Below are 19,179 nucleotides of genomic sequence, written 5' to 3' on the forward strand. Positions count from 1 at the left end.
GTGAAATTTTTTCAGTTTCAGTTGCGGTGGCGGTTGAACGAAACCGCCTTTTGCGCGCGTCGTGTGCGCTGCCATTCTGTCGATACTCCTCACCGGTCGCATGAAAAAAATATGGCGACGACCCCGGTGCGGCGGGTCGGAAGCTTTGACTTCACCGGCACATTATCTTGATGCGCTGCACAACTGCGCCGGAGACAACGATGCATTATCCGTTTTTCCTTGCCGATGGGGCGCACCCTCGATTTCGACTGCGTGGAGATCGGTGCTTCGGCAAGCTGTGCAGCTGGTACGACCACCTATTCGAAGCGTTCAAGATGATCACAGAGGACTTCGCACCGCAGGCGTGGCGTGAGTGATCCCATGACAATGCAGAGCGGGTAGCTCTGCGCGGTGCAATCAGCGCGGTAACCGCTAGAATTGCGGTTTTAGCCCGGAATACGTCCATGTCTTTTGCCTCGCTTGGCCTGATCGATCCCTTGCTGCGTAATGTGCAGGACCTCAATTACCAGACACCTACGCCGGTGCAGGTCAAGGCGATTCCTGCTGTGCTCAGTGGCAAGGACGTCATGGCCGCGGCACAGACCGGCACCGGCAAAACCGCGGGTTTTGCGCTGCCGCTGCTGCAACGGCTGGTGCAACACGGCCCGGCGGTGTCCAGCAACCGTGCGCGCATTCTGGTGCTGGTGCCCACGCGTGAACTGGCCGAACAAGTGCTGCAAAGCTTTATCGTTTACGGCAAAGGCCTCGACTTACGATTTCTGGCCGCCTACGGCGGTGTGAGTATCAACCCGCAGATGATGAAGTTGCGCAAAGGCGTGGATGTGCTCGTGGCCACGCCGGGCCGTTTACTGGATCTCAATCGCCAGAACGCAGTGCAGTTCGATCAGATACAAACGCTGGTGCTGGACGAAGCCGACCGCATGCTGGATCTGGGCTTTGCGCGCGAACTTAACGCCGTCTTTGCTGCTTTGCCGGCTCAGCGCCAGACCCTGCTGTTCTCTGCCACGTTTACCGATGATATCCGCGCCATGGCGGCGAGCATTCTGCGCGGCCCGGTCAATATCAGCGTCAGCCCGCCCAATGCCACGGCCAGCAAGATCAAGCAGTGGGTGGTGACGGTGGATAAAAGGAACAAGCCTGAGCTCTTCATGCACCTTGTGGCTGAGAACAACTGGGAGCACGCGCTAGTGTTCGTTAAGACCCGCATTGGCGTGGACTACCTGGCGGCCATGCTGGATGAAGCGGGCTATGCGGTCGACACCATCCACGGCGACAAACCGCAACCCGCGCGCCTGCGGGCGCTGGAGCGCTTCAAGACGGGCGAAGTCAATATGCTGGTAGCGACCGATGTGGCTGCGCGCGGGCTGGATATCGACGATCTGCCGCTGGTGATCAACGTTGATCTGCCGATCGTGGCGCAAGACTATGTGCACCGTATTGGCCGCACTGGCCGCGCGGGCGCCAGCGGCGTGGCGGTGTCCCTTGTGTGTGCCGATGAAGCGCCACTACTAGCCGCGATTGAGGCGCTGATCCGGCAAACGCTGCCCCGTAAAGAAGAGCCCGGTTTTGAAGCCGAACACCGCGTGCCGGAAACCAGCGCGACGGGTCAGATCATCAAGAAACCAAAAAAGCCCAAGAAGCCCAAAGTGTTGCAAGCTGCGCCGGGCGCCATGCCGGTGCCCGGCAAAAAACCGCGCCCGCAAAGTGGCGAAAACAAACACAAGCCTGCGGCGCAGCGCGCTGTGGCCGCGGGTAAAGGCACAAGCTTGTCCAGCGGCAGCCCATTCAGCGTGCAAAAGCCACGCAGCAAACCCGCCAGCAAGCCAGCAGCGGGTTCACGTAAGCCGGCTGGCAAACCCGCTGGTGGCCGCGGCAAACGCCAACCCTGATGCGTGCGGATGAATAACGCCAGCCCTGGAACAGGCCGGCGGTTTGCGGCCCACTGGCAGGCCAACTTCTTATGGAATGCGAACGCAGCCTGGTGCCTGGGTTCGATGGTGGAGGCGCGCAGCCGGAGTGCCTTGCCATCGAACACCTAGTGATACGTGCCGTGTTCGGGGCGCTCGTCGCGACCCCCGCGCGCCAGCACGTAGAGCAGCACGCCCGCTTCCCGCGAAACGGGAAGGGCAACGTCCTTGAGGCGGCCGACCTATGATTGAAGTGGGAACGGATCGAAATTACGGAGTAGGACTAAGCATTATGAAATGAATCGTTCGAGCTTTGCAATCACGTTAGTCAGTTGTCAAACGTGCCGCGATATTCGGGAGCAGCGTCCAAGCGAGTATTCATTTCGAACATCACGCCGCCCGGCGCGCGGCAGAAAAAACGCGACCCGCGGCCATTGTTGAAGATGCCGGTTTCCATGTGGACGCCCTCTGTCGTGAAGCGCTCATACAGGTCGCGCACGGCGTCGAGGCTCGGTAGTTCGAAGCCCACGTGGAAGGCCTTCGGCCAAGTCGGCGTGTCGCCGCTTGCGTGGTCGATTACCACGTCGTAGCCGGGGCGCTTGAGGATAAGCGACCGGTCCCATGTTCCCGCTATGGTGAATCCCAGGTGGCATTCGAAGAAGGCCGCTGTCGCGGCGGTATCGGAAGAGGGGAAGCTCAGGTGATTGAGCTTCATGGCTTGAATCACGTCATTCATCGTCGGTCTCTCGTGGTGTGGCGGCGGCCCCGTGCCGTTACCGCCTGAGGACTTCAGAATATAAGCAAATGCTCACATTCGGCTACTCGCATTGGGCGTGTGCGCGCCATGCGCGCAAAACTCCTGTGTCACAGCCGATTCAACGATAAAAGACAGGAGCCACGCCGACGCGTACTCGCATTCAGCGGCGCACGAGCGCCACGACGTAGACGCACGAGCCCTCGCCCGGATTGAAGAACGCGCAGGCGGCGGGCGGCCCGAGCTGGAGGCAGTCGCCGGCTTCAAGCGTGTGAACCTGCTCGCCTTCCTCGAATACCAGCGTGCCGCTGCGCACCCAGATCTGCTGATGCTGGAACGTGAACGCCGACGCCGGATACGCGACACGAACTCCGCCCGGCAACTCGATCTCCACCAGGTCGAGCATGCCGCCGCTGCGCGGCGAAACGGCTCGTCGCGTATAGCCGGTTTCAGGGTCTTGCCAGATCTGTTGATCGGCGGCGCGGCTCAAACGCTCGCCGGTCTGCTCGGCGAGCGCGAGCAGCATGGAAAGCTGCAGGCCGAAGGCGCCTGAGAGCCGGCCGAGCACGGTTGCCGTGGGGCTCGCTTCGCCGCGCTCGATCTTGCTGATCATTGCCTTGGACACGCCTGAGCGCTCGGCCATGTCTGCGAGCGACCAGCCGCGCGATTCGCGCTCGATGCGCACGCGCGTGGAAATGGCGGAGGTGGGGTCGGTGAGCGGTCGGTTCATGCCTTGAAGGTTGGCGTCGGGCGGGAGCGAGTCGATTATACGGGGCCAGTCGCAGCGCACCGTTTAGCAGATCGAACGGCATTCGAGTTAACCCGGATTAAATCGCAGTTTCATTAGTATCCATTCGTCTACTATAGTAGATGGCATCGAGCGCGCCGAACAGGAGCCGACATGCCGCGTGAAATCCGTCTGAACGCTTTCGACATGAACTGCGTGGGCCACATTCAGCAGGGCTTGTGGACGCATCCGCGCGACCAGTCGAGCCGCTATACGGAGCTGCAATACTGGACCGATTACGCGAAGAAGCTCGAACGGGGCCTGTTCGACGGCATTTTTTTCGCGGATGTCGTGGGCGTGTACGACGTCTACGGCGGCAACGCAGACGCGGCGCTGCGCGGCGCGGTGCAGGTGCCCGTGAATGATCCCACGCTCGTCATACCGGCCATGGCCGCGGTCACGCGGCATCTGGGCTTCGGCGTGACGGCGAATCTCACGTACGAGCAGCCGTTTCTGTTCGCGCGGCGCATGTCCACGCTCGACCATCTTACGGGCGGGCGCATCGGCTGGAACATCGTGACGGGCTATCTCGACAGCGCGGCGCGCGCCATCGGCATGGACGGCCAGAACGCTCACGACGACCGCTACGATCTGGCCGACGAATACATGTCGCTCGTGTACAAGCTCTGGGAAGGCAGCTGGGACGACGACGCCGTCGTCAACGACCGCGCGGGTGGCCTATACGCCGACCCGGCGCGCGTGCGCATGATTCATCATTGCGGGCCGCAGTACAAGGTGGATGCGATGCACCTGTGCGCGCCGTCGCCGCAGCGCACGCCCGTGCTGTACCAGGCGGGGTCGTCCACGCGCGGCAGGCGCTTTGCTGCGACACACGCCGAGTGCGTGTTCATCAATGGTCAGAAAATGGAAGGCGTGAAGGAGATTGTCGATGACATTCGGCGCCAGGCGCTGCAACTCGGGCGCGCGGCCGACGACGTGAAGGTCTTTCTCGGCGCAACGCTGATCGTCGGACGCACGGATAGCGAAGCGCGCGAGAAGTTCGAAGAGTACCGGCGCTATGCGAGTTCCGAAGCGGCGCTCGCGCACGCCGCGGCGTCGCTTGGCATCGACTTCGCGCGCTACGATCTCGACGAGCCGATCGAGACAGGCAAGAGCCAGGCGATCGTTTCCAACGTCGAAGCCATGACGCGCAGCGCCGGGCCGCAATGGACGCGCCGCAAGCTGCTCGAGCAGATGGTGCTCGGCAGCCGCCAGGCGCCGTGGGTGGGTTCTGCGCAACGCATCGCGCAAACGTTGATCGAGTGGAGCGAAACGGCTGGCGTGGATGGTTTCAATCTCTCGCGCACGGTGGTGCCGGAGTGCTTCGACGACGTGGTCGAACTGCTGGTGCCGGAACTGCAAGCGCGTGGAGCGTACAAGCGCGCGTATCGTGAGGGCACCCTGCGCGAAAAGCTCTCTGGCGGCGCGCGACTGCCGGCATCGCATATGGCAGCACGGTATCGCGGCGCGCGCGTCAACGACGCATGACAATCAGGCACTGAATTCCCGCTACGAGGAGACCGCGGCAAGCGGGCAAGAATATGGTAGACAAATCCCTCTTTCGCGACGCCATGGCAGGTCTTGGGGCCGCCGTGAACATCGTGACCACCGATGGCGACGCAGGGCGCGCCGGGTGCACGGCGTCCGCCGTATGCGGCGTGACGGACGAACCGCCCACGCTGCTCGTTTGCATCAATCGCACGAGCCGCAATAACGCGATCCTGCGCGAGAACGGCCGGCTTTGCGTGAACGTGCTGGCGGCCGACCAGCGCGAGGTGGCCATGCGCTTTGCCACGAAAGACATGGACATGGGCGAACGGTTCGCGCTCGCCGACTGGTATCGGCTCGAAACGGGCGCGCCGGCGCTGCGCGGCGCGGTGAGTTCGTTCGATTGCCACATTACGCGCACGACCGAAGTCGGCACGCACACGGTGTTCTTCTGCGAGATCAAGGCGGCGCGCATGGTGGGCGGGCGTGACGGGCTGATCTGGTTCGGCCGCGCGTTTCATCGCGTGCTCGCGCAGGCGCACGCGGCAGCAGCGGCCTGAGCGTGGTGCGCACGCCTTCTCAAGGTGCTGCCGGTTCCCGTTCTTCGGACGAAACGGGGCCGCCCGGGCGAGGCGCGGCGCAACGCGGCAAGGCCGCATCGCTGGCGTTGCTGCTGCTTGCGCAGGTGGCGGCGATGGGCGTGTGGTTTTCGTCGAGCACCGTGGTGGCCGTCATCAAGCAGGCGCACGCCATTGCCGCGTTCGATGAGGCGCTGCTTACGAGCGCCGTGCAGTGTGGCTTCGTGGTGGGGACCATCACGTCCGCGCTGCTTTCGCTGCCCGACCGCTACGATCTGCGCCGGTTGCTCGCGGGCTCCGCGCTCGTGGCGGCGGTCGCTACTGCCTCGCTCGCGTTCCTGCCTCCGGTTGGCGGCGCGGTCGTCGCGCTGAGGTTCATCACCGGCATGTGCATGGCGGGCGTCTATCCGGTCGGCATGCGGCTCGCGGCCACCTGGGCGAAGGGCGATCTCGGCCTCCTTGTTGGGCTACTCGTCGGCGCGCTTACGCTCGGCTCGGCGAGCCCCCATTTGCTGGCAGCGACTGGCGGGCTCGATTGGCGCACGATCTATGGCGTCGCCGCGGCGTGCGCGGCGTGCGCCGCGGTGCTGATCGGCTTTGCGGGAATCGGGCCGAATATCCGGCGCGCAACGCGCATCGACTTTGCGAAGGTCACGCAGGCGTGGCGCCAGCCCGCCTTGCGGCTCGCCAATCTCGGTTATCTCGGCCACATGTGGGAGCTTTACGCGATGTGGGCGTGGCTCGCGCTGTTCCTTCAGCAAACCTTTATCGCGCGCGGCATGGTCAACGGCCGCACGCGCGCGGAATGGATGACGTTTAGCGTCATCGCGATCGGCGCGGCGGGCGCGTGGCTCGGCGGCGTGCTGGCGGACCGCGTGGGGCGCACGGCCGTCACGGTGGGTGCAATGGCGACGAGCGCAACGTGCGCGGCGCTAATGGGCTGGCTGGCCGACGCGCCGCTCGTCACGATGGGTGCGGTCGCGCTCGTGTGGGGCGTCTCGGTGATCGCCGACTCCGCGCAGTTTTCGGCAAGCGTGGCCGAACTGGCCGATCCGGACTCGGTCGGCACGCTGCTGACCGCGCAGACCTGCGCGGGTTTTTTACTCACGCTGGTGAGCATTCATCTCGTGCCGTATGTGGTGACGTGGCTGGGATGGCGGGGCGGCTTCGGCATGCTGGCCGTGGGTCCGGCGCTCGGTTGCGTCGCGATGCTGCGCTTGCGCCGCCATCCCGATGCGGTGAAGCTTGCGGGCGGGCGGCGTTGAGCATCGAGCCAGCATGAGCCGCGCGTCGATACGGTCTCAGTGTTGAAAAGACTCATGAATCGTTGCGCACGCATGCATCTCTCCCGGCGCAACGAATTGCAGGACTGGCGTGCCGCGATGTCGCAAGAATCGGGCGAATTCGAATCCGGTCGTGGTTCCAGCGCATCCACAATCCGTGGATCTTTTCACGGGGCCACAGCTAATGTACCTTTGCGCGGATACCCCCATCTGTCTCGCGCAAGAGGAGCTTGTCACGCATGTCAGCAAGACTGAACGAATACCAGCAGCCCATTGGCGATCCTGTAACTGGCTGGCAGCCGCGTGAACGGCCCGCGCGCGTGACGATCGAGGGTCAGTTCTGCCGCATCGAGCCCATTGACCTCGACCGGCACGCCGCCGATCTCTTCGAAGCCTACAGCGCGGCGGCCGACGGCCGCGACTGGACCTATCTGTTCGCCGAGCCGTTCACCGACTTCGCGGTGTTTCGCGAGTACCTCGCGAAAGCGGCCGCGTCGAGCGACCCGTTCCACTACGCCGTGATCGACCGTGCGAGCGGCAAGGCCGTGGGCACGTTCGCGCTCATGCGTATCGAACCGGTGCATGGCGTGATCGAAGTGGGCAGCGTGACGTTTTCGCCGCGCCTGAAGCAAACGCCGGTTTCGACCGAGGCGCAGTACCTGCTGATGCGCTACGTGTTCGACGACCTGGGCTACCGGCGCTACGAATGGAAATGCGACAGCCTCAACGCGCCTTCGCGCAAGACGGCGCTGCGTCTGGGCTTCCAGTTCGAGGGCATTTTCCGCCAGGCGATCGTGTACAAGGGCCGCAACCGCGACACCGCGTGGTTCGCCATCATCGACCAGGATTGGCCGCTCGTGAAAGCCGCGTTCGAGAAGTGGCTCGCTACGGAGAACTTCGACGCCGACGGCAAGCAGCGCGCGTCGCTCGCGAGCCTCAGGCAAGCGGCGTCCTGAATGTCCGGGGCGATCGTCATCCGCGACGTCGCGCCCGCTGACCGCGACGCGTGGTTCCACCTTTGGGCCGGCTACAACGCGTTCTACGAAACGAGCGTGGCGCCGCACATCAGCGAGCGAACCTGGCAGCGCATGCTCGATGCGAACGCGCCGGTGTTCGCGCGCGTCGCGCAAGTCGAGGGAAGGCTGGCGGGGTTCAGCCTCTGCGTGCTGCATGAAGGCACATGGGTCGACGCGCCCATCTGCTATCTGGAGGACCTGTTCGTCGACCCCGGCTGTCGTGGGCGGGGCGTAGGCAGGCGGCTCATCGAAGACCTCATCGCACTGGCGCGTTCGCGCGCGTGGTCGCGTCTTTACTGGCACACGCGCGAGGACAACCCCGCGCGCAAGCTCTACGACGAATTCGCCAAAGCCGACGATTTCGTGCGGTATCGATTGCAGTTCTGAATTGCTCTTTGGATGTGGCGCGCGCTTACGCGCAAACGGTAACGGTGGCCTCGCGCGAAAGCTGAACGCGCGGGCCGGCGTTCCCACGTCCCAAAGGCGATAGATAGGATTGTAACGAGTATTGTCACGATCGTTTCATCGGTATAGGATGGGTGCGAATAAACCACCACGGTTTGATGTGCATTGCACAAATTCGCCTCCCAGCCTATGTCAGAAGCTTCAACGAACTCGCTCGTCGTGCTGCGCGGCGCCTCAGCCCAGCATGCTGCGCATGTCGCGCGCAACGCCGGCGTGGCGTTCGACGCGGCGTGGCTCGACGCCTTGCGCGTCAACCAGTCCGCCGTCGAGCGGCGCACGGCCACGCTCGGCACGCGCCGCGCAGTCAAGAAGGACGCGCAGGCCGCGTGGCTCTTGAAGGCCATCACCTGCATCGATCTCACCACGCTCAACGGCGACGACACCGAAGGCCGCGTGCGGCGCCTGTGCACGAAGGCGCGCCACCCCGTGCGCGCCGACCTGCTCGCTGCGCTCGGCTTCGCGCCCGAGACCATCACGACGGGCGCGGTGTGCGTGTACCACCGCTTCGTCGCGGCGGCCGTGGACGCGCTGGCGGGCAGCGGCATTCCCGTTGCGGCGGTCTCCACCGGCTTTCCTGCCGGCCTCAATCCGCACGCGCTCAAGCTCAAGGAAATCGAGGCCTCCGTTAAGGACGGCGCCGAGGAAATCGACATCGTCGTGACGCGCGAGTACGTGCTGACCGGCAACTGGCGCGCGCTCTACGACGAAGTGCGCGAGTTTCGCGCGGCGTGCGGCGACGCGCACCTGAAGGCGATTCTCGCCACCGGCGACATTCGCGTGCTGTCGAACGTCGCCCGCGCTTCGATGGTCTGCATGATGGCGGGCGCGGACTTCATCAAGACGTCCACGGGCAAGGAAGGGACCAACGCCACGCTCGACGTTTCGCTTGTCATGGTGCGCATGATCCGCGAGTACCGCGAACGCACCGGCGCGCTGGTGGGCTTCAAGCCCGCGGGCGGCGTATCGAACGCCAAAACCGCGCTCGCGTACCAGATCCTCATGAAGGAAGAGCTGGGGCGGCCCTGGCTCGAGCCCGAACTGTTCCGCTTCGGCGCGTCGAGCCTGCTTGCCGACATCGAGCGACAACTCGAACACCACGTGAGCGGCCGCTATTCCGCCTTCCACCGCCACCCCGCAGCCTGAGCAGACCATACCGATGAGCGTAGCCGAGTACTTCCGAACGATGGATTACGGTCCCGCCCCCGAGGACGATCAGCCCGTGCGCGCCTGGCTCGCACAGCACGAGGCCACGTTCGGGCATTTCATTGACGGCGCGTGGCGCGAAAGTGGCGATGGCGCGCGCTTCCAAGTGCGCGCGCCCGCCACCGGCGAGGCGCTCGCAACCGTAGCACAAGGCGGCGCGGCCGATGTGGCGGCAGCCGTCGCGGCAGCGCGCGCGGCGCAGCCCGAGTGGTACGCCATGGGGGGCGCCGCCCGTGCGCGCCATCTCTACGCGCTTTCGCGCATGGTGCAGCGCCACAGCCGCCTCTTTGCCGTGCTCGAAGCGCTCGACAACGGCAAGCCGATTCGCGAGGCGCGCGATATCGACATCCCGCTCGTGGCGCGCCATTTCCTTCATCACGCGGGCTGGGCGCAACTTCAGGAGAACGAACTGGCCGGCTGGTCGCCGCTCGGCGTGATCGGTCAGATCGTGCCGTGGAACTTCCCGCTGCTGATGCTCGCGTGGAAAGTGGCGCCCGCTATCGCGCTCGGCAACTGCGTCGTGCTCAAGCCCGCCGAATACACGCCGCTCACCGCGCTCCTGTTCGCCGAACTGGCGCATCGCGCTGGGCTGCCCAAGGGCGTGCTCAACGTGGTCACGGGCGACGGCAGCGCGGGCGCGGCGCTCGTCGAGCATCCCGGCGTCGACAAGATCGCCTTTACCGGCTCGACCGAAGTGGGTCGCCTCATCCGCGCCGCCACGGCCGGCACGGGCAAGTCGCTCACGCTCGAACTGGGCGGCAAGTCGCCGTTCATCGTTTTCGACGATGCCGACCTCGACGGCGCGGTGGAAGGTGTGGTGGACGCCATCTGGTTCAACCAGGGCCAGGTGTGCTGCGCGGGTTCGCGCCTGCTCGTGCAGGAGGGCGTGGAAGCGCGCTTCATCGAAAAGCTCAAGCGCCGCATGGCGACGCTGCGCGTGGGGCCTTCGCTCGACAAGGGCATCGACATTGGCGCGATCGTCGATCCGGTGCAACTCGAACGCATCGAGTCGCTTGTGGAAGCCGGGCGGCGCGAATGCTGCAACGTGTGGCAGCCGCGTGAAGTCGAGCTGCCGTCGGGCGGCTGCTTCTATCCGCCAACGCTCGTGACGGGCGTGGGGCCTGCCTCGACGCTCGCGCAGGAAGAAATCTTCGGGCCGGTGCTCGTGGCCATGAGCTTTCGCACGCCGGAAGAGGCCGTAGCGCTCGCGAACAATTCGCGCTACGGACTCGCCGCGAGCGTGTGGAGCGAGACCATCGGGCGCGCGCTCGACATCGCGCCGCGTCTGCAATGCGGCGTGGTGTGGATCAACGCGACGAACCTTTTCGACGCGAGCGTGGGCTTCGGCGGCTACCGCGAATCGGGCTTCGGGCGCGAGGGTGGCCGCGAAGGCGTGTTCGAATATCTGAAGCCGGCCGCATGGAGCAAGCTGCCGATGCGCGCGCAACGTAAGGCGCGGCCGCCCGTACAAGACTTTGCGCACGCGGGAACCGGTCTCGATCGCACTGCGAAGCTCTTTGTCGGCGGCAAGCAGGTGCGGCCCGATAGCGGTTATTCGCACGCCGTGTACGCGCCGAATGGCGAGTGGGTGGGCGAAGTCGGCGCGGGCAGCCGCAAGGACGTGCGCGACGCCGTTGCCGCCGCGCGCGGCGCGAGCAAGTGGACGCAGATGAGCACGCACGCTCGCGCCCAGGTGCTGTACTACCTCGCGGAAAACCTGAGCGCGCGCGCGGAAGAATTCGCGCGGCAACTCACGCGCCGCGCGGGGCATGACGCGCGCGCGGCCGAGCGCGAAGTGGAAATGGCCATCGACCGGCTGTTCAGTTACGCGGCGTGGGCCGACAAGTTCGATGGCGCGGTGCACACGCCGCCGTTGCGCGGCGTTGCGCTCGCGATGCACGAGGCGATTGGCGTGGTCGGCATCGCTTGCCCCGACGAAGCGCCGCTGCTTGGCTTCGTTTCGCTGATCGCACCGGCGCTCGCGATGGGCAATCGCGTTGTGGCACTGGCGAGCGAGGCATGCCCGCTCGCGGCAACGGATTTTTATCAGGTCGTGGAGACCTCGGATGTGCCCGCTGGTGCGCTCAACATCCTGACCGGCGAGCGTGCGGCGTTGCTGCCGGCGCTTGCGAAGCACGATGACGTGGACGCGCTCTGGTGCTTCGGCACGGCGGCGGATTCCTCGCTCGTGGAGCGCGAGTCGGTCGGCAACCTGAAGCGGACCTTCGTCGATCATGGCCGCGAGGTTGACTGGTTCGACCGGACGAGCGCAGGATTGCCGTTCCTGCGCCAAGCCGTGCAGGTGAAGAACATCTGGATACCTTACGGCGACTGAGCGCTCCGAAACAAGAAAGCGCCACGCCGATCGACGGCTTTGCATGGGGCAGCACTAAGCGCTAAAGCGCCAAGTGCTGCCGACAGCTTTGCATGGGGCGGCACTAAGCGCTAAAGCGCCAAGTGCTGCCGACAGGAGACAAAAATGCTGAAGAATCTTGACCCGCTTCTGAACGCCGATGTCCTGCAAGCGCTGCGCGCAATGGGTCACGGCGACGAACTCGTCGTTTGCGACGCTAACTTTCCCGCCGACTCCGTTGCGCGCGCAACGGTGCTCCGCAAGCTCCTGCGCATCGACGGCGCAGACACACCTCGCGCCGTGCGAGCGATCCTCTCCGTGCTGCCGCTCGACACCTTCGTTGAAGCCCCGGCCATGCGCATGGAAGTGGTGGGCGAGCCCGACACGATCCCCACGGTGCAGCACGAAGCGCAGGCCGAAGTCGACGCCGCGGAAGGCCGTTCCGTGCCGTTCGCGCCCATCGAGCGTCATGCCTTCTACGCGCGCGCCCGCAAAGCCTACTGCGTGATCGCCACGGGTGAGACGCGCGGCTACGGCTGCTTCGTGTTCACCAAAGGCGTGTTGCTCGCGCCCGATGCGCCGCGTGCGACGGAGCCAGGCCAATGAGCGGACGCGTCGTCATCCTCGGCATCTATGTGACCGACCTCGCATTCCGCGCGAGCCGCATGCCGATGATCGGCGAGACGCTCGCCGGCTCGGCGTTCGCGATGGGGCCGGGCGGCAAGGGCTCGAATCAGGCCGTGGCGGCCGCGCGCGCGGGCGCGCAGGTGGTGTTCTGCACACGCGTGGGCAACGACGCGTTCGGCGATATCGCACGTGCGACGTGGGCCGCCGAAGGCATCACGGCGCGCACCCAGGCGGTGGACGGACTGGCCACGGGCGCGGCGCACATCTTCGTGGACGATACGACCGGCATGAACGCGATCATCGTCGCCGCGGGCGCGGCGGGCACGATGGAGCCCGGCGACGCCGAAGCGATCGAAGCCGATATTGCGGCCTCCCAGGTATTCGTCACGCAGCTCGAACAGCCGCTGGCGGCGGCGCGGCGCGGCCTCGAACTCGCTCGCCGGCACGGCGTGAAGACCGTGTTCAATCCGGCGCCCGCCATGGCGCTGCCCGACGACATCTTCCCGCTGTGCGACTACGTCACGCCCAACGAGACCGAGGCGCAGGCACTCACCGGCATCGAAATCCGCAACGCCGACGACGCGCGCCGCGCGGCGGACGCGCTGCTCGCCAAGGGCGCAGGCGCGGTCATCGTGACGCTGGGCGAAGCCGGTGCGCTATTGCATACGCGCGATGCCTCGGTCTTGCTTCCCGCGTTCAATTGCGGCCCGGTGGTGGAAACGGCGGGCGCGGGCGACGGCTTCACGGGCGGCTTCGCGGCGGCGCTCGCGCGCGGCGACGATGCGCTCACGGCCACACGCTTTGGCTGCGCGCTGGCGGGCATTTCCGTCACGCGCCCCGGCACCGCGCCTTCCATGCCACGAAAGGAAGAAGTCGACGCCATGCTCGCGCGCACGGTGAGCGCCGACGCACATTAAGCGCGGCACAGTAAGCATTGCCAGGTGAAAACACACCGCAAAGGATGAGGTCCATGAAGTCTGCACTCTTTGCCAAATGGTTCGGCGACCGGCAGTTGAATTTCCTGCTAGCGGTGAACCTGCTGGTCGTGCTGGTCGCAGTCTGGGTATCGCGCGGGCAGTTCGTCGGTATCGACAACCTGCAGTCGATGGGCGCGCAACTGCCCGAAGTCGCGTTGCTCGCGCTCGGCATCATGCTCTCCATGCTTTCGGGTAACGGCGGCATCGACCTTTCCGGCGTGGGGCTCGCGAATCTTTCGGGCATGATCGCCGCGCTGGTGGTGCCGCGCTTCGTGAGCGGCGACGACTCACCCGTGCTGTATACGACGCTCTTTTGCGTGATCGTCTTGTGCATGGGGCTGATTGGCGGCCTGCTCAACGGCGTGGTGATCGCGCGCCTCGGGCTCACGCCCATTCTCTGCACGCTCGGTACCCAACTGCTTTTCACGGGCTTCGCGGTGGCGCTGAGCAACGGCGCCTCGGTCCATGTGGATTATGTGGAACCGCTCGCCGATATCAGCAACGGCACGTTCTTCCAGGTGCCGATCTCATTCCTGTTATTCGTGGCCGTGGTCGTGCTGCTGGGCTGGTTGCTCAGGCGCACGCCGTTCGGGTTGCGCCTCTACCTCATGGGCACGAACCAGCGCGCTGCGTTCTATGCAGGCATTCCGCGTGCCCGCATGCTGATCATGACCTACGCGATGTGCGGCGTGCTCGCCTCGCTCGCGGGGCTCGTGAGCGTCTCGCACACGCTCAGCGCGAAATGGGACTACGGCAATTCCTATCTGCTGATCGCCATTCTCATTGCGGTGATGGGCGGCGTGAATCCGGCGGGCGGCTATGGACGCATCATCTGCGTGTTCTTTGCCGCGACGGTGCTGCAATTCCTTTCGAGCCTCTTTAATTTGATGGGCGTTTCGCAGTTTTTCGGCGACTGCGCCTGGGGCTTCCTGCTGTTGCTCTCGCTCGCGTTCGCGGGCGGTGAGCGGGTACGCGCGATTTTCGGTTTCGGAGGCTCCCCGTCCGCGGGCAAAGGGCGGACCTCGGGCTGACCGGCTGAACCGTGCAGCAGGCGGGCCTCGAGCCTCGGAGGTCCGCCGCCATCCATTTCGGGGCGCGAGCTTATAACAAACGGAGACAAGGAACATGAAGATCAAGCGACTCAGCGTAGCAATCACAGCGTGTGCACTCGCCGCTGGCATGGCGGCCGTGGCGTACGCGGCGGAAAATCCGACCATCGTCACGGTGGTGAAGGTGACCGGCATTAGCTGGTTCAACCGCATGGACGACGGCGTCAAGGAGTTCGGCAAGGACAACCCGAACATTTCGGTCTACCAAACGGGGCCGGGCCGTGCGGACGCCGCGCAGCAACTGAAGATCATCGACGACCTGATTGCGAAGAAAGTGAGCGCGATCGCCGTCGTGCCGTACGATCCGCCGACGCTCGAACCGGCGCTCAAGAAGGCGATGGACCGCGGCATCAAGGTGGTCACGCATGAGGCCGACAACGAGAAGAACACCATGGTCGACGTCGAGGCGTTCGACAACTCCGCTTACGGCGCCGCGCTCAACGACCGTCTGGCCTCGTGCATGCACGACGACGGCAAGTGGGCGACGATGGTCGGATCGCTCGGCAGCCGCTCGCAGGTGCAGTGGGCCGACGGCGGCATCGACAACGCGAAGAAGAAGTTCCCGAAGATGCAGCTCGTCGAAACGAACCTCGAGACCAACAACGATGGCGAGCACGCCTATGAGGTAGCCAAGGAAGTGCTGCGCAAGCATCCGGACATCAAGGGCTTTCAGGGCTCGTCGTCGCTCGACGTGATCGGCATTGGCCGCGCTGTCGAGGAAGCGGGCCTGCAAGGCAAGATCTGCGTGTATGGCACGGGCCTGCCGACCGAGGCCGGCAAGTACCTCGAAAGCGGTGCGATCAACGGTATTGCGTTCTGGGATCCGAAGCTTGCAGGCATGGCGATGAACAAGATCGCGATGATGCTGATCGACGGCAAGACCGTGGAAAACGGCGCGAATCTCGGCTTGCCGGGCTACGAGAAGGTCACAGTGTCGAAGGGTCCGGGCAAGGGCATTATCGTGCGCGGGCAGGGTTGGGTGAGCGTCGACAAGTCGAACTACAAGCAATACAACTTCTGATCGGGAGAAGGTGGCGCGCGCAGCGGTCATGGGACCCAGCGCGCGCTTCGTCGCAACGTCACGAAGAGACGACATGGCTTCAGAACCGTTATTGCAGGTGCTCGGCGTGCACAAGCGCTTTACGGGCGTGCACGCCTTGCGCGGCGTGACGCTCGCGTTCGAGCGCGGGCAGATCTATCACCTGCTCGGCGAGAATGGGTGTGGCAAGAGCACGCTCATCAAGATCATCTCCGGCGCGCAGCCGCCCGACGAAGGCGAGCTCGTGATCGACGGCGCGCGCCATGCGCGGCTCACGCCGCTCGAATCGCTTGCGGCGGGCATTGAGACCGTCTACCAGGATCTTTCGCTGCTGCCCAACATGAGCGTGGCGGAGAATGTTGGGCTCACGACCGAACTCGCCGAGCATGCTGGGCGTCTCGCCCGCACGTTCGATCGCCGCGCACTCGCTCGCACGGCCGAGCGCGCCCTGAAGGCCGTGGGCCTACCTGGCGACGCCGACTTTCAGGCGACGCTCATCGAACAACTGCCGCTCGCCACGCGCCAGCTCGTAGCGATCGCGCGTGCCATTGCAAGCGAGGCGAAGTTCGTCATCATGGACGAGCCCACGACCTCGCTCACGCAAAAGGAAGTGACCAACCTCATCGCCGTGCTCGGCCAGTTGCGCGCGCAGGGCGTGACCGTGCTGTTCGTGAGCCACAAGCTCGACGAGTGCTACGCGATCGGCGGCGAAGTGATCGTGCTGCGCGATGGCCAGAAAGTGACGCAAGGCCCGATCACGAATTACACCAAGGCGCAGTTGAGCGAACTGATGACGGGCCGCGAGCTTTCCACCGAACGCTACCGTAACGTCGCGGCGCAAGCCGATGTGCTGCTCGACGTTCGCGGCCTTGGCCGCACGGGCCTCTTTCGCGATGTGTCATTCACGCTGCATCGCGGCGAGATTCTCGGCGTGACGGGTCTGCTCGATTCGGGCCGCAACGAACTCGCGCGTGCGCTGGCGGGCGTCGCGCCAGCCGACGCGGGCGAGATCGTGCTCGAAGGCCGCGCGATCAAGCTTTCCACGCCCGGCGACGCGCGGCGCGCGCGTATTGGCTACGTGCCCGAAGACCGCCTGAATGAAGGCCTTTTTCTCGACAAGCCGATTCGCGACAACGTGATCACGGCGATGATCGCGAGTTTGCGCGACCGCTTCGGCCAGATCGACCGCACGCGTGCACGCGCATTGGCCGAGAACACCGTGAAAGAACTGCAGATCGCCACGCCCGATGTGGACAAGGCCGTACAGTCGCTTTCGGGCGGCAACCAGCAGCGCGTATTGATTGGCCGTTGGCTCGCCATCGACCCGCACGTGCTGATTCTGCATGGGCCGACCGTGGGCGTGGACGTCGGCTCGAAGGACATCATCTATCGCATCATGCAGCGGCTCTCGCAGCGCGGCATCGGCATTCTGCTCGTGAGCGACGACCTGCCCGAGCTGCTGCAGAACTGCGACCGCGTGCTGATGATGCGCAAAGGCCGCCTCGCTGAAGAGCACCACGCCGACGGCCTCACCGAGGCCGAGCTGTACCGCGCGCTGCTTGCCGAAGCTGCCTGAATTTCGCGTAACGTTTTGCCGGATACCGCATGAGCATGAATCAGACAATGAGCACGTCGTCCAACACCGTCGAAGTCGCGCGCCAGACCGTGCCGCTCAACTGGCGCGCGAAACTCGCCCGCAATCCCGAGTGGTTCACGGCCACGCTGATCGTCATTACCTGCGTGATCGTGGCCTCTATCAACCCGCGCTTTTTCCAGTGGGCGACGCTGTTCGACCTGCTGCACTCGGCGACGATCACGTCGTTGTTCGCGCTCGGCACGCTTGTCGTGCTGGCGTCGGGCGGCATCGATGTGTCGTTCACGGCCATCGGCGCGCTCACGATGTACTCGATCACGAAAGCGGTATTCGCCTGGTGGCCCGATGCGCCGTTCGCGCTCATTCTGCTCGCGGGCGCGGTGGGCGGCATCGTGCTCGGTGTGATCAACGGCATGCTCGTGCACCGGCTGCAAGCGCCCTCGCTGATCGTGACGATCGGCACGCAGTACCTCTATCGCGGGCTGCTGCTCACCTTCGTGGGCACGACGTTCTTCATGAACATTCCGCACAGCATGGACCACTTCGGCCGCATTCCGCTCATTGCGTACAAGACTGCCGACGGGCTCAACGCGGTGCTGCCCGTTTCCGCGATCGCGCTCGTGGCGGGCGCGATTCTCACGTGGTGGCTGCTCAATCGCACGATGATGGGACGCGGCGTGTACGCCATGGGCGGCAGCACGGCGATTGCGGAGCGGCTCGGTTTCAACCTGCGCGCGATCCGGCTGTTCGTGTTCGGCTATACGGGGTTTCTCGCCGGCGTGGCGGGTATCTTGCACGTTGCGAACAACCGCCTTGCCAATCCGTTCGACCTCGTGGGCTCGGAACTCGACGTGATCGCGGCGGTGATCCTGGGCGGCGCACGCATTACGGGCGGCAGCGGTACGGTCGTGGGCACGCTGCTCGGCGTGGCGCTCGTTACGCTCATCAACAACGTGCTCATTCTCGTAGGCGTGCCGAGCACCTGGCAGAAGGTCATTGTCGGCGCGTTCATTCTGGTGGCCGGCACGCTGTTCGCGTTGCGCCGGCGCGGCTGAGTCAGCCGGCATTGAGAGCGACCGGCCTTCGCGGCCGGTCGGCGCTTATGCGCTGGGCTCGCGCAGCGTCTGGCCTTTTTCGGTGATGATGGAATTGAAGTCGTCCATCTGCGAAAAGCGCCACGCTTTCACGATGCCGTATTTGCTTGCGTCCACAACGAGATGACTTTCCACGGCGCTGGCCATGGCGGCCTGCTTGAGCGCCACTTCGTGGAAGTTCCAGCAGGTCACGCCGCGCGCGGTGTCCACGCCGCCTGCCGAAATAAACGCCTTGTTGATGCCCATGCGGCGCAGCGTTTCAAGGCTCTCCTCGCCGGAAAACGAGTCCGACGACGGCACATAGACGCCCCCCAGCAAGATCATGCGCACATTGGGCATGCGCCGCAGAATCTCGGCCACGTTGAGCGAATAACACACCGCCGTGATCTGCAGTTGGGAAGGGATGAGGCGCGCGAGCGCCGCGAGCGTCGTGCCGCAGTCGATGAATACGGTGTCGTTCTGCGCGATGAGCCGCGCCGCGTGCGCTGAAGCTTGCGCCTTGGCCTGCGCGAAGTGGTCTTTTTCGTGCTCGAGCGAGTAGCCGGCGGTATTGGGCACGTCTTGCGCGCTCACGATATAGCCGCCCAGATACGTGAAACGCTCGGGATTCGCGGCGATATCGCGCCGCACGGTCATTTCGGAGACACCAAGCACGCTGGCTGCATCGCGCAGATGCATGACGTTGTGTTTTGCGAGCGCGTCGGCAAGGGCGCGCAGCCGGTCGGTTTTGGCCATGGAGTGGGGTGCTGCGCCGCAATGGGCTGCCTTCCGGCAGACGTTAGATTTGTTTCGTCGGTGTGATCGAATTATAACAAGCACGGCGTGCGAAGGCCACGCGCTTTGGTTTGCGCCGCTGCCGTGCTGCACTCGGCGAGCATGCGTTTTTCGCATGCTCCGCTCGACAA

Annotated in this window: 17 protein-coding genes; 14 read left to right on the plus strand and 3 right to left on the minus strand. The window is 64.8% G+C overall.

Going from position 1 to position 19,179, the window contains the following annotated elements:
- The first annotated feature begins 443 nt into the window (after window positions 1-443).
- Window positions 444-1,889 carry a DEAD/DEAH box helicase gene (locus tag JMY28_RS05100; protein ID WP_201694813.1) on the plus strand — a complete coding sequence of 482 codons (1,446 nt, stop codon included), beginning with the start codon at window positions 444-446 and terminating at the stop codon, window positions 1,887-1,889.
- A gap of 346 nt (window positions 1,890-2,235) precedes the next feature.
- On the opposite strand, the gene JMY28_RS05105 is transcribed toward JMY28_RS05100, so the two are convergent.
- Window positions 2,236-2,622, minus strand: a complete 387-nt coding sequence (locus tag JMY28_RS05105) for a VOC family protein (RefSeq protein WP_236596699.1) — start codon at window positions 2,620-2,622, stop codon at window positions 2,236-2,238.
- 202 nt (window positions 2,623-2,824) lie between these two features.
- Window positions 2,825-3,391 (minus strand): helix-turn-helix domain-containing protein, encoded by a 567-nt coding sequence (locus JMY28_RS05110; RefSeq protein WP_201694815.1) that lies wholly within the window; start codon window positions 3,389-3,391, stop codon window positions 2,825-2,827.
- 171 nt (window positions 3,392-3,562) lie between these two features.
- Between JMY28_RS05110 and JMY28_RS05115 the strand changes: the two genes are divergently transcribed.
- The 13 genes from JMY28_RS05115 to JMY28_RS05175 all read left to right on the plus strand — a co-directional run bounded on the left by JMY28_RS05115 (window position 3,563) and on the right by JMY28_RS05175 (window position 18,235).
- Window positions 3,563-4,936, plus strand: a complete 1,374-nt coding sequence (locus JMY28_RS05115) for an LLM class flavin-dependent oxidoreductase (RefSeq protein ID WP_201694816.1) — start codon at window positions 3,563-3,565, stop codon at window positions 4,934-4,936.
- Between the two features lie 53 nt (window positions 4,937-4,989).
- Complete coding sequence (locus JMY28_RS05120; RefSeq protein ID WP_201694817.1) at window positions 4,990-5,496, plus strand: flavin reductase; 507 nt, start codon at window positions 4,990-4,992, stop codon at window positions 5,494-5,496.
- Between the two features lie 5 nt (window positions 5,497-5,501).
- Entirely contained in the window at window positions 5,502-6,779 is a 1,278-nt protein-coding gene (locus tag JMY28_RS05125; RefSeq protein ID WP_236596700.1) for an MFS transporter, read from the plus strand.
- 257 nt (window positions 6,780-7,036) lie between these two features.
- Window positions 7,037-7,753, plus strand: coding sequence for a GNAT family N-acetyltransferase (locus JMY28_RS05130; RefSeq protein ID WP_201694818.1), 717 nt, complete (start codon window positions 7,037-7,039; stop codon window positions 7,751-7,753).
- On the plus strand, window positions 7,754-8,200 hold the full coding sequence (locus JMY28_RS05135) for a GNAT family N-acetyltransferase (RefSeq protein WP_201694819.1): 447 nt from the start codon (window positions 7,754-7,756) through the stop codon (window positions 8,198-8,200).
- Window positions 8,201-8,407: 207 nt separating this feature from the next.
- Complete coding sequence (gene deoC / locus JMY28_RS05140; RefSeq protein ID WP_201694820.1) at window positions 8,408-9,421, plus strand: deoxyribose-phosphate aldolase; 1,014 nt, start codon at window positions 8,408-8,410, stop codon at window positions 9,419-9,421.
- Window positions 9,422-9,434: 13 nt separating this feature from the next.
- Complete coding sequence (locus tag JMY28_RS05145; RefSeq protein ID WP_201694821.1) at window positions 9,435-11,816, plus strand: aldehyde dehydrogenase family protein; 2,382 nt, start codon at window positions 9,435-9,437, stop codon at window positions 11,814-11,816.
- A gap of 144 nt (window positions 11,817-11,960) precedes the next feature.
- The gene (locus JMY28_RS05150; RefSeq protein WP_201694822.1) at window positions 11,961-12,440 is read left to right on the plus strand and encodes an RbsD/FucU family protein; all 480 of its coding nucleotides are present in this window, start codon (window positions 11,961-11,963) and stop codon (window positions 12,438-12,440) included.
- Window positions 12,437-13,378 (plus strand): ribokinase, encoded by a 942-nt coding sequence (gene rbsK / locus JMY28_RS05155; protein WP_201694823.1) that lies wholly within the window; start codon window positions 12,437-12,439, stop codon window positions 13,376-13,378. The genes JMY28_RS05150 and rbsK overlap by 4 nt, the downstream gene beginning before the upstream one ends.
- A 53-nt stretch (window positions 13,379-13,431) precedes the next feature.
- Window positions 13,432-14,469, plus strand: coding sequence for an ABC transporter permease (locus tag JMY28_RS05160; RefSeq protein WP_201694824.1), 1,038 nt, complete (start codon window positions 13,432-13,434; stop codon window positions 14,467-14,469).
- A gap of 94 nt (window positions 14,470-14,563) precedes the next feature.
- A complete protein-coding gene (locus tag JMY28_RS05165; protein WP_201694825.1) occupies window positions 14,564-15,568 on the plus strand; it encodes an autoinducer 2 ABC transporter substrate-binding protein in 1,005 nt (334 codons plus the stop codon).
- Window positions 15,569-15,641: 73 nt separating this feature from the next.
- Window positions 15,642-17,162 carry a sugar ABC transporter ATP-binding protein gene (locus JMY28_RS05170; RefSeq protein ID WP_236596701.1) on the plus strand — a complete coding sequence of 507 codons (1,521 nt, stop codon included), beginning with the start codon at window positions 15,642-15,644 and terminating at the stop codon, window positions 17,160-17,162.
- A gap of 35 nt (window positions 17,163-17,197) precedes the next feature.
- A complete protein-coding gene (locus tag JMY28_RS05175; protein ID WP_407945475.1) occupies window positions 17,198-18,235 on the plus strand; it encodes an ABC transporter permease in 1,038 nt (345 codons plus the stop codon).
- Between the two features lie 45 nt (window positions 18,236-18,280).
- Here JMY28_RS05175 and JMY28_RS05180 read toward each other — a convergent pair whose 3' ends face one another.
- Complete coding sequence (locus tag JMY28_RS05180) at window positions 18,281-19,009, minus strand: DeoR/GlpR family DNA-binding transcription regulator (protein WP_201694828.1); 729 nt, start codon at window positions 19,007-19,009, stop codon at window positions 18,281-18,283.
- Window positions 19,010-19,179: the final 170 nt, after the last annotated feature.

Source organism: Paraburkholderia hiiakae, from assembly GCF_904848665.1.
GTDB lineage: Bacteria > Pseudomonadota > Gammaproteobacteria > Burkholderiales > Burkholderiaceae > Paraburkholderia > Paraburkholderia hiiakae.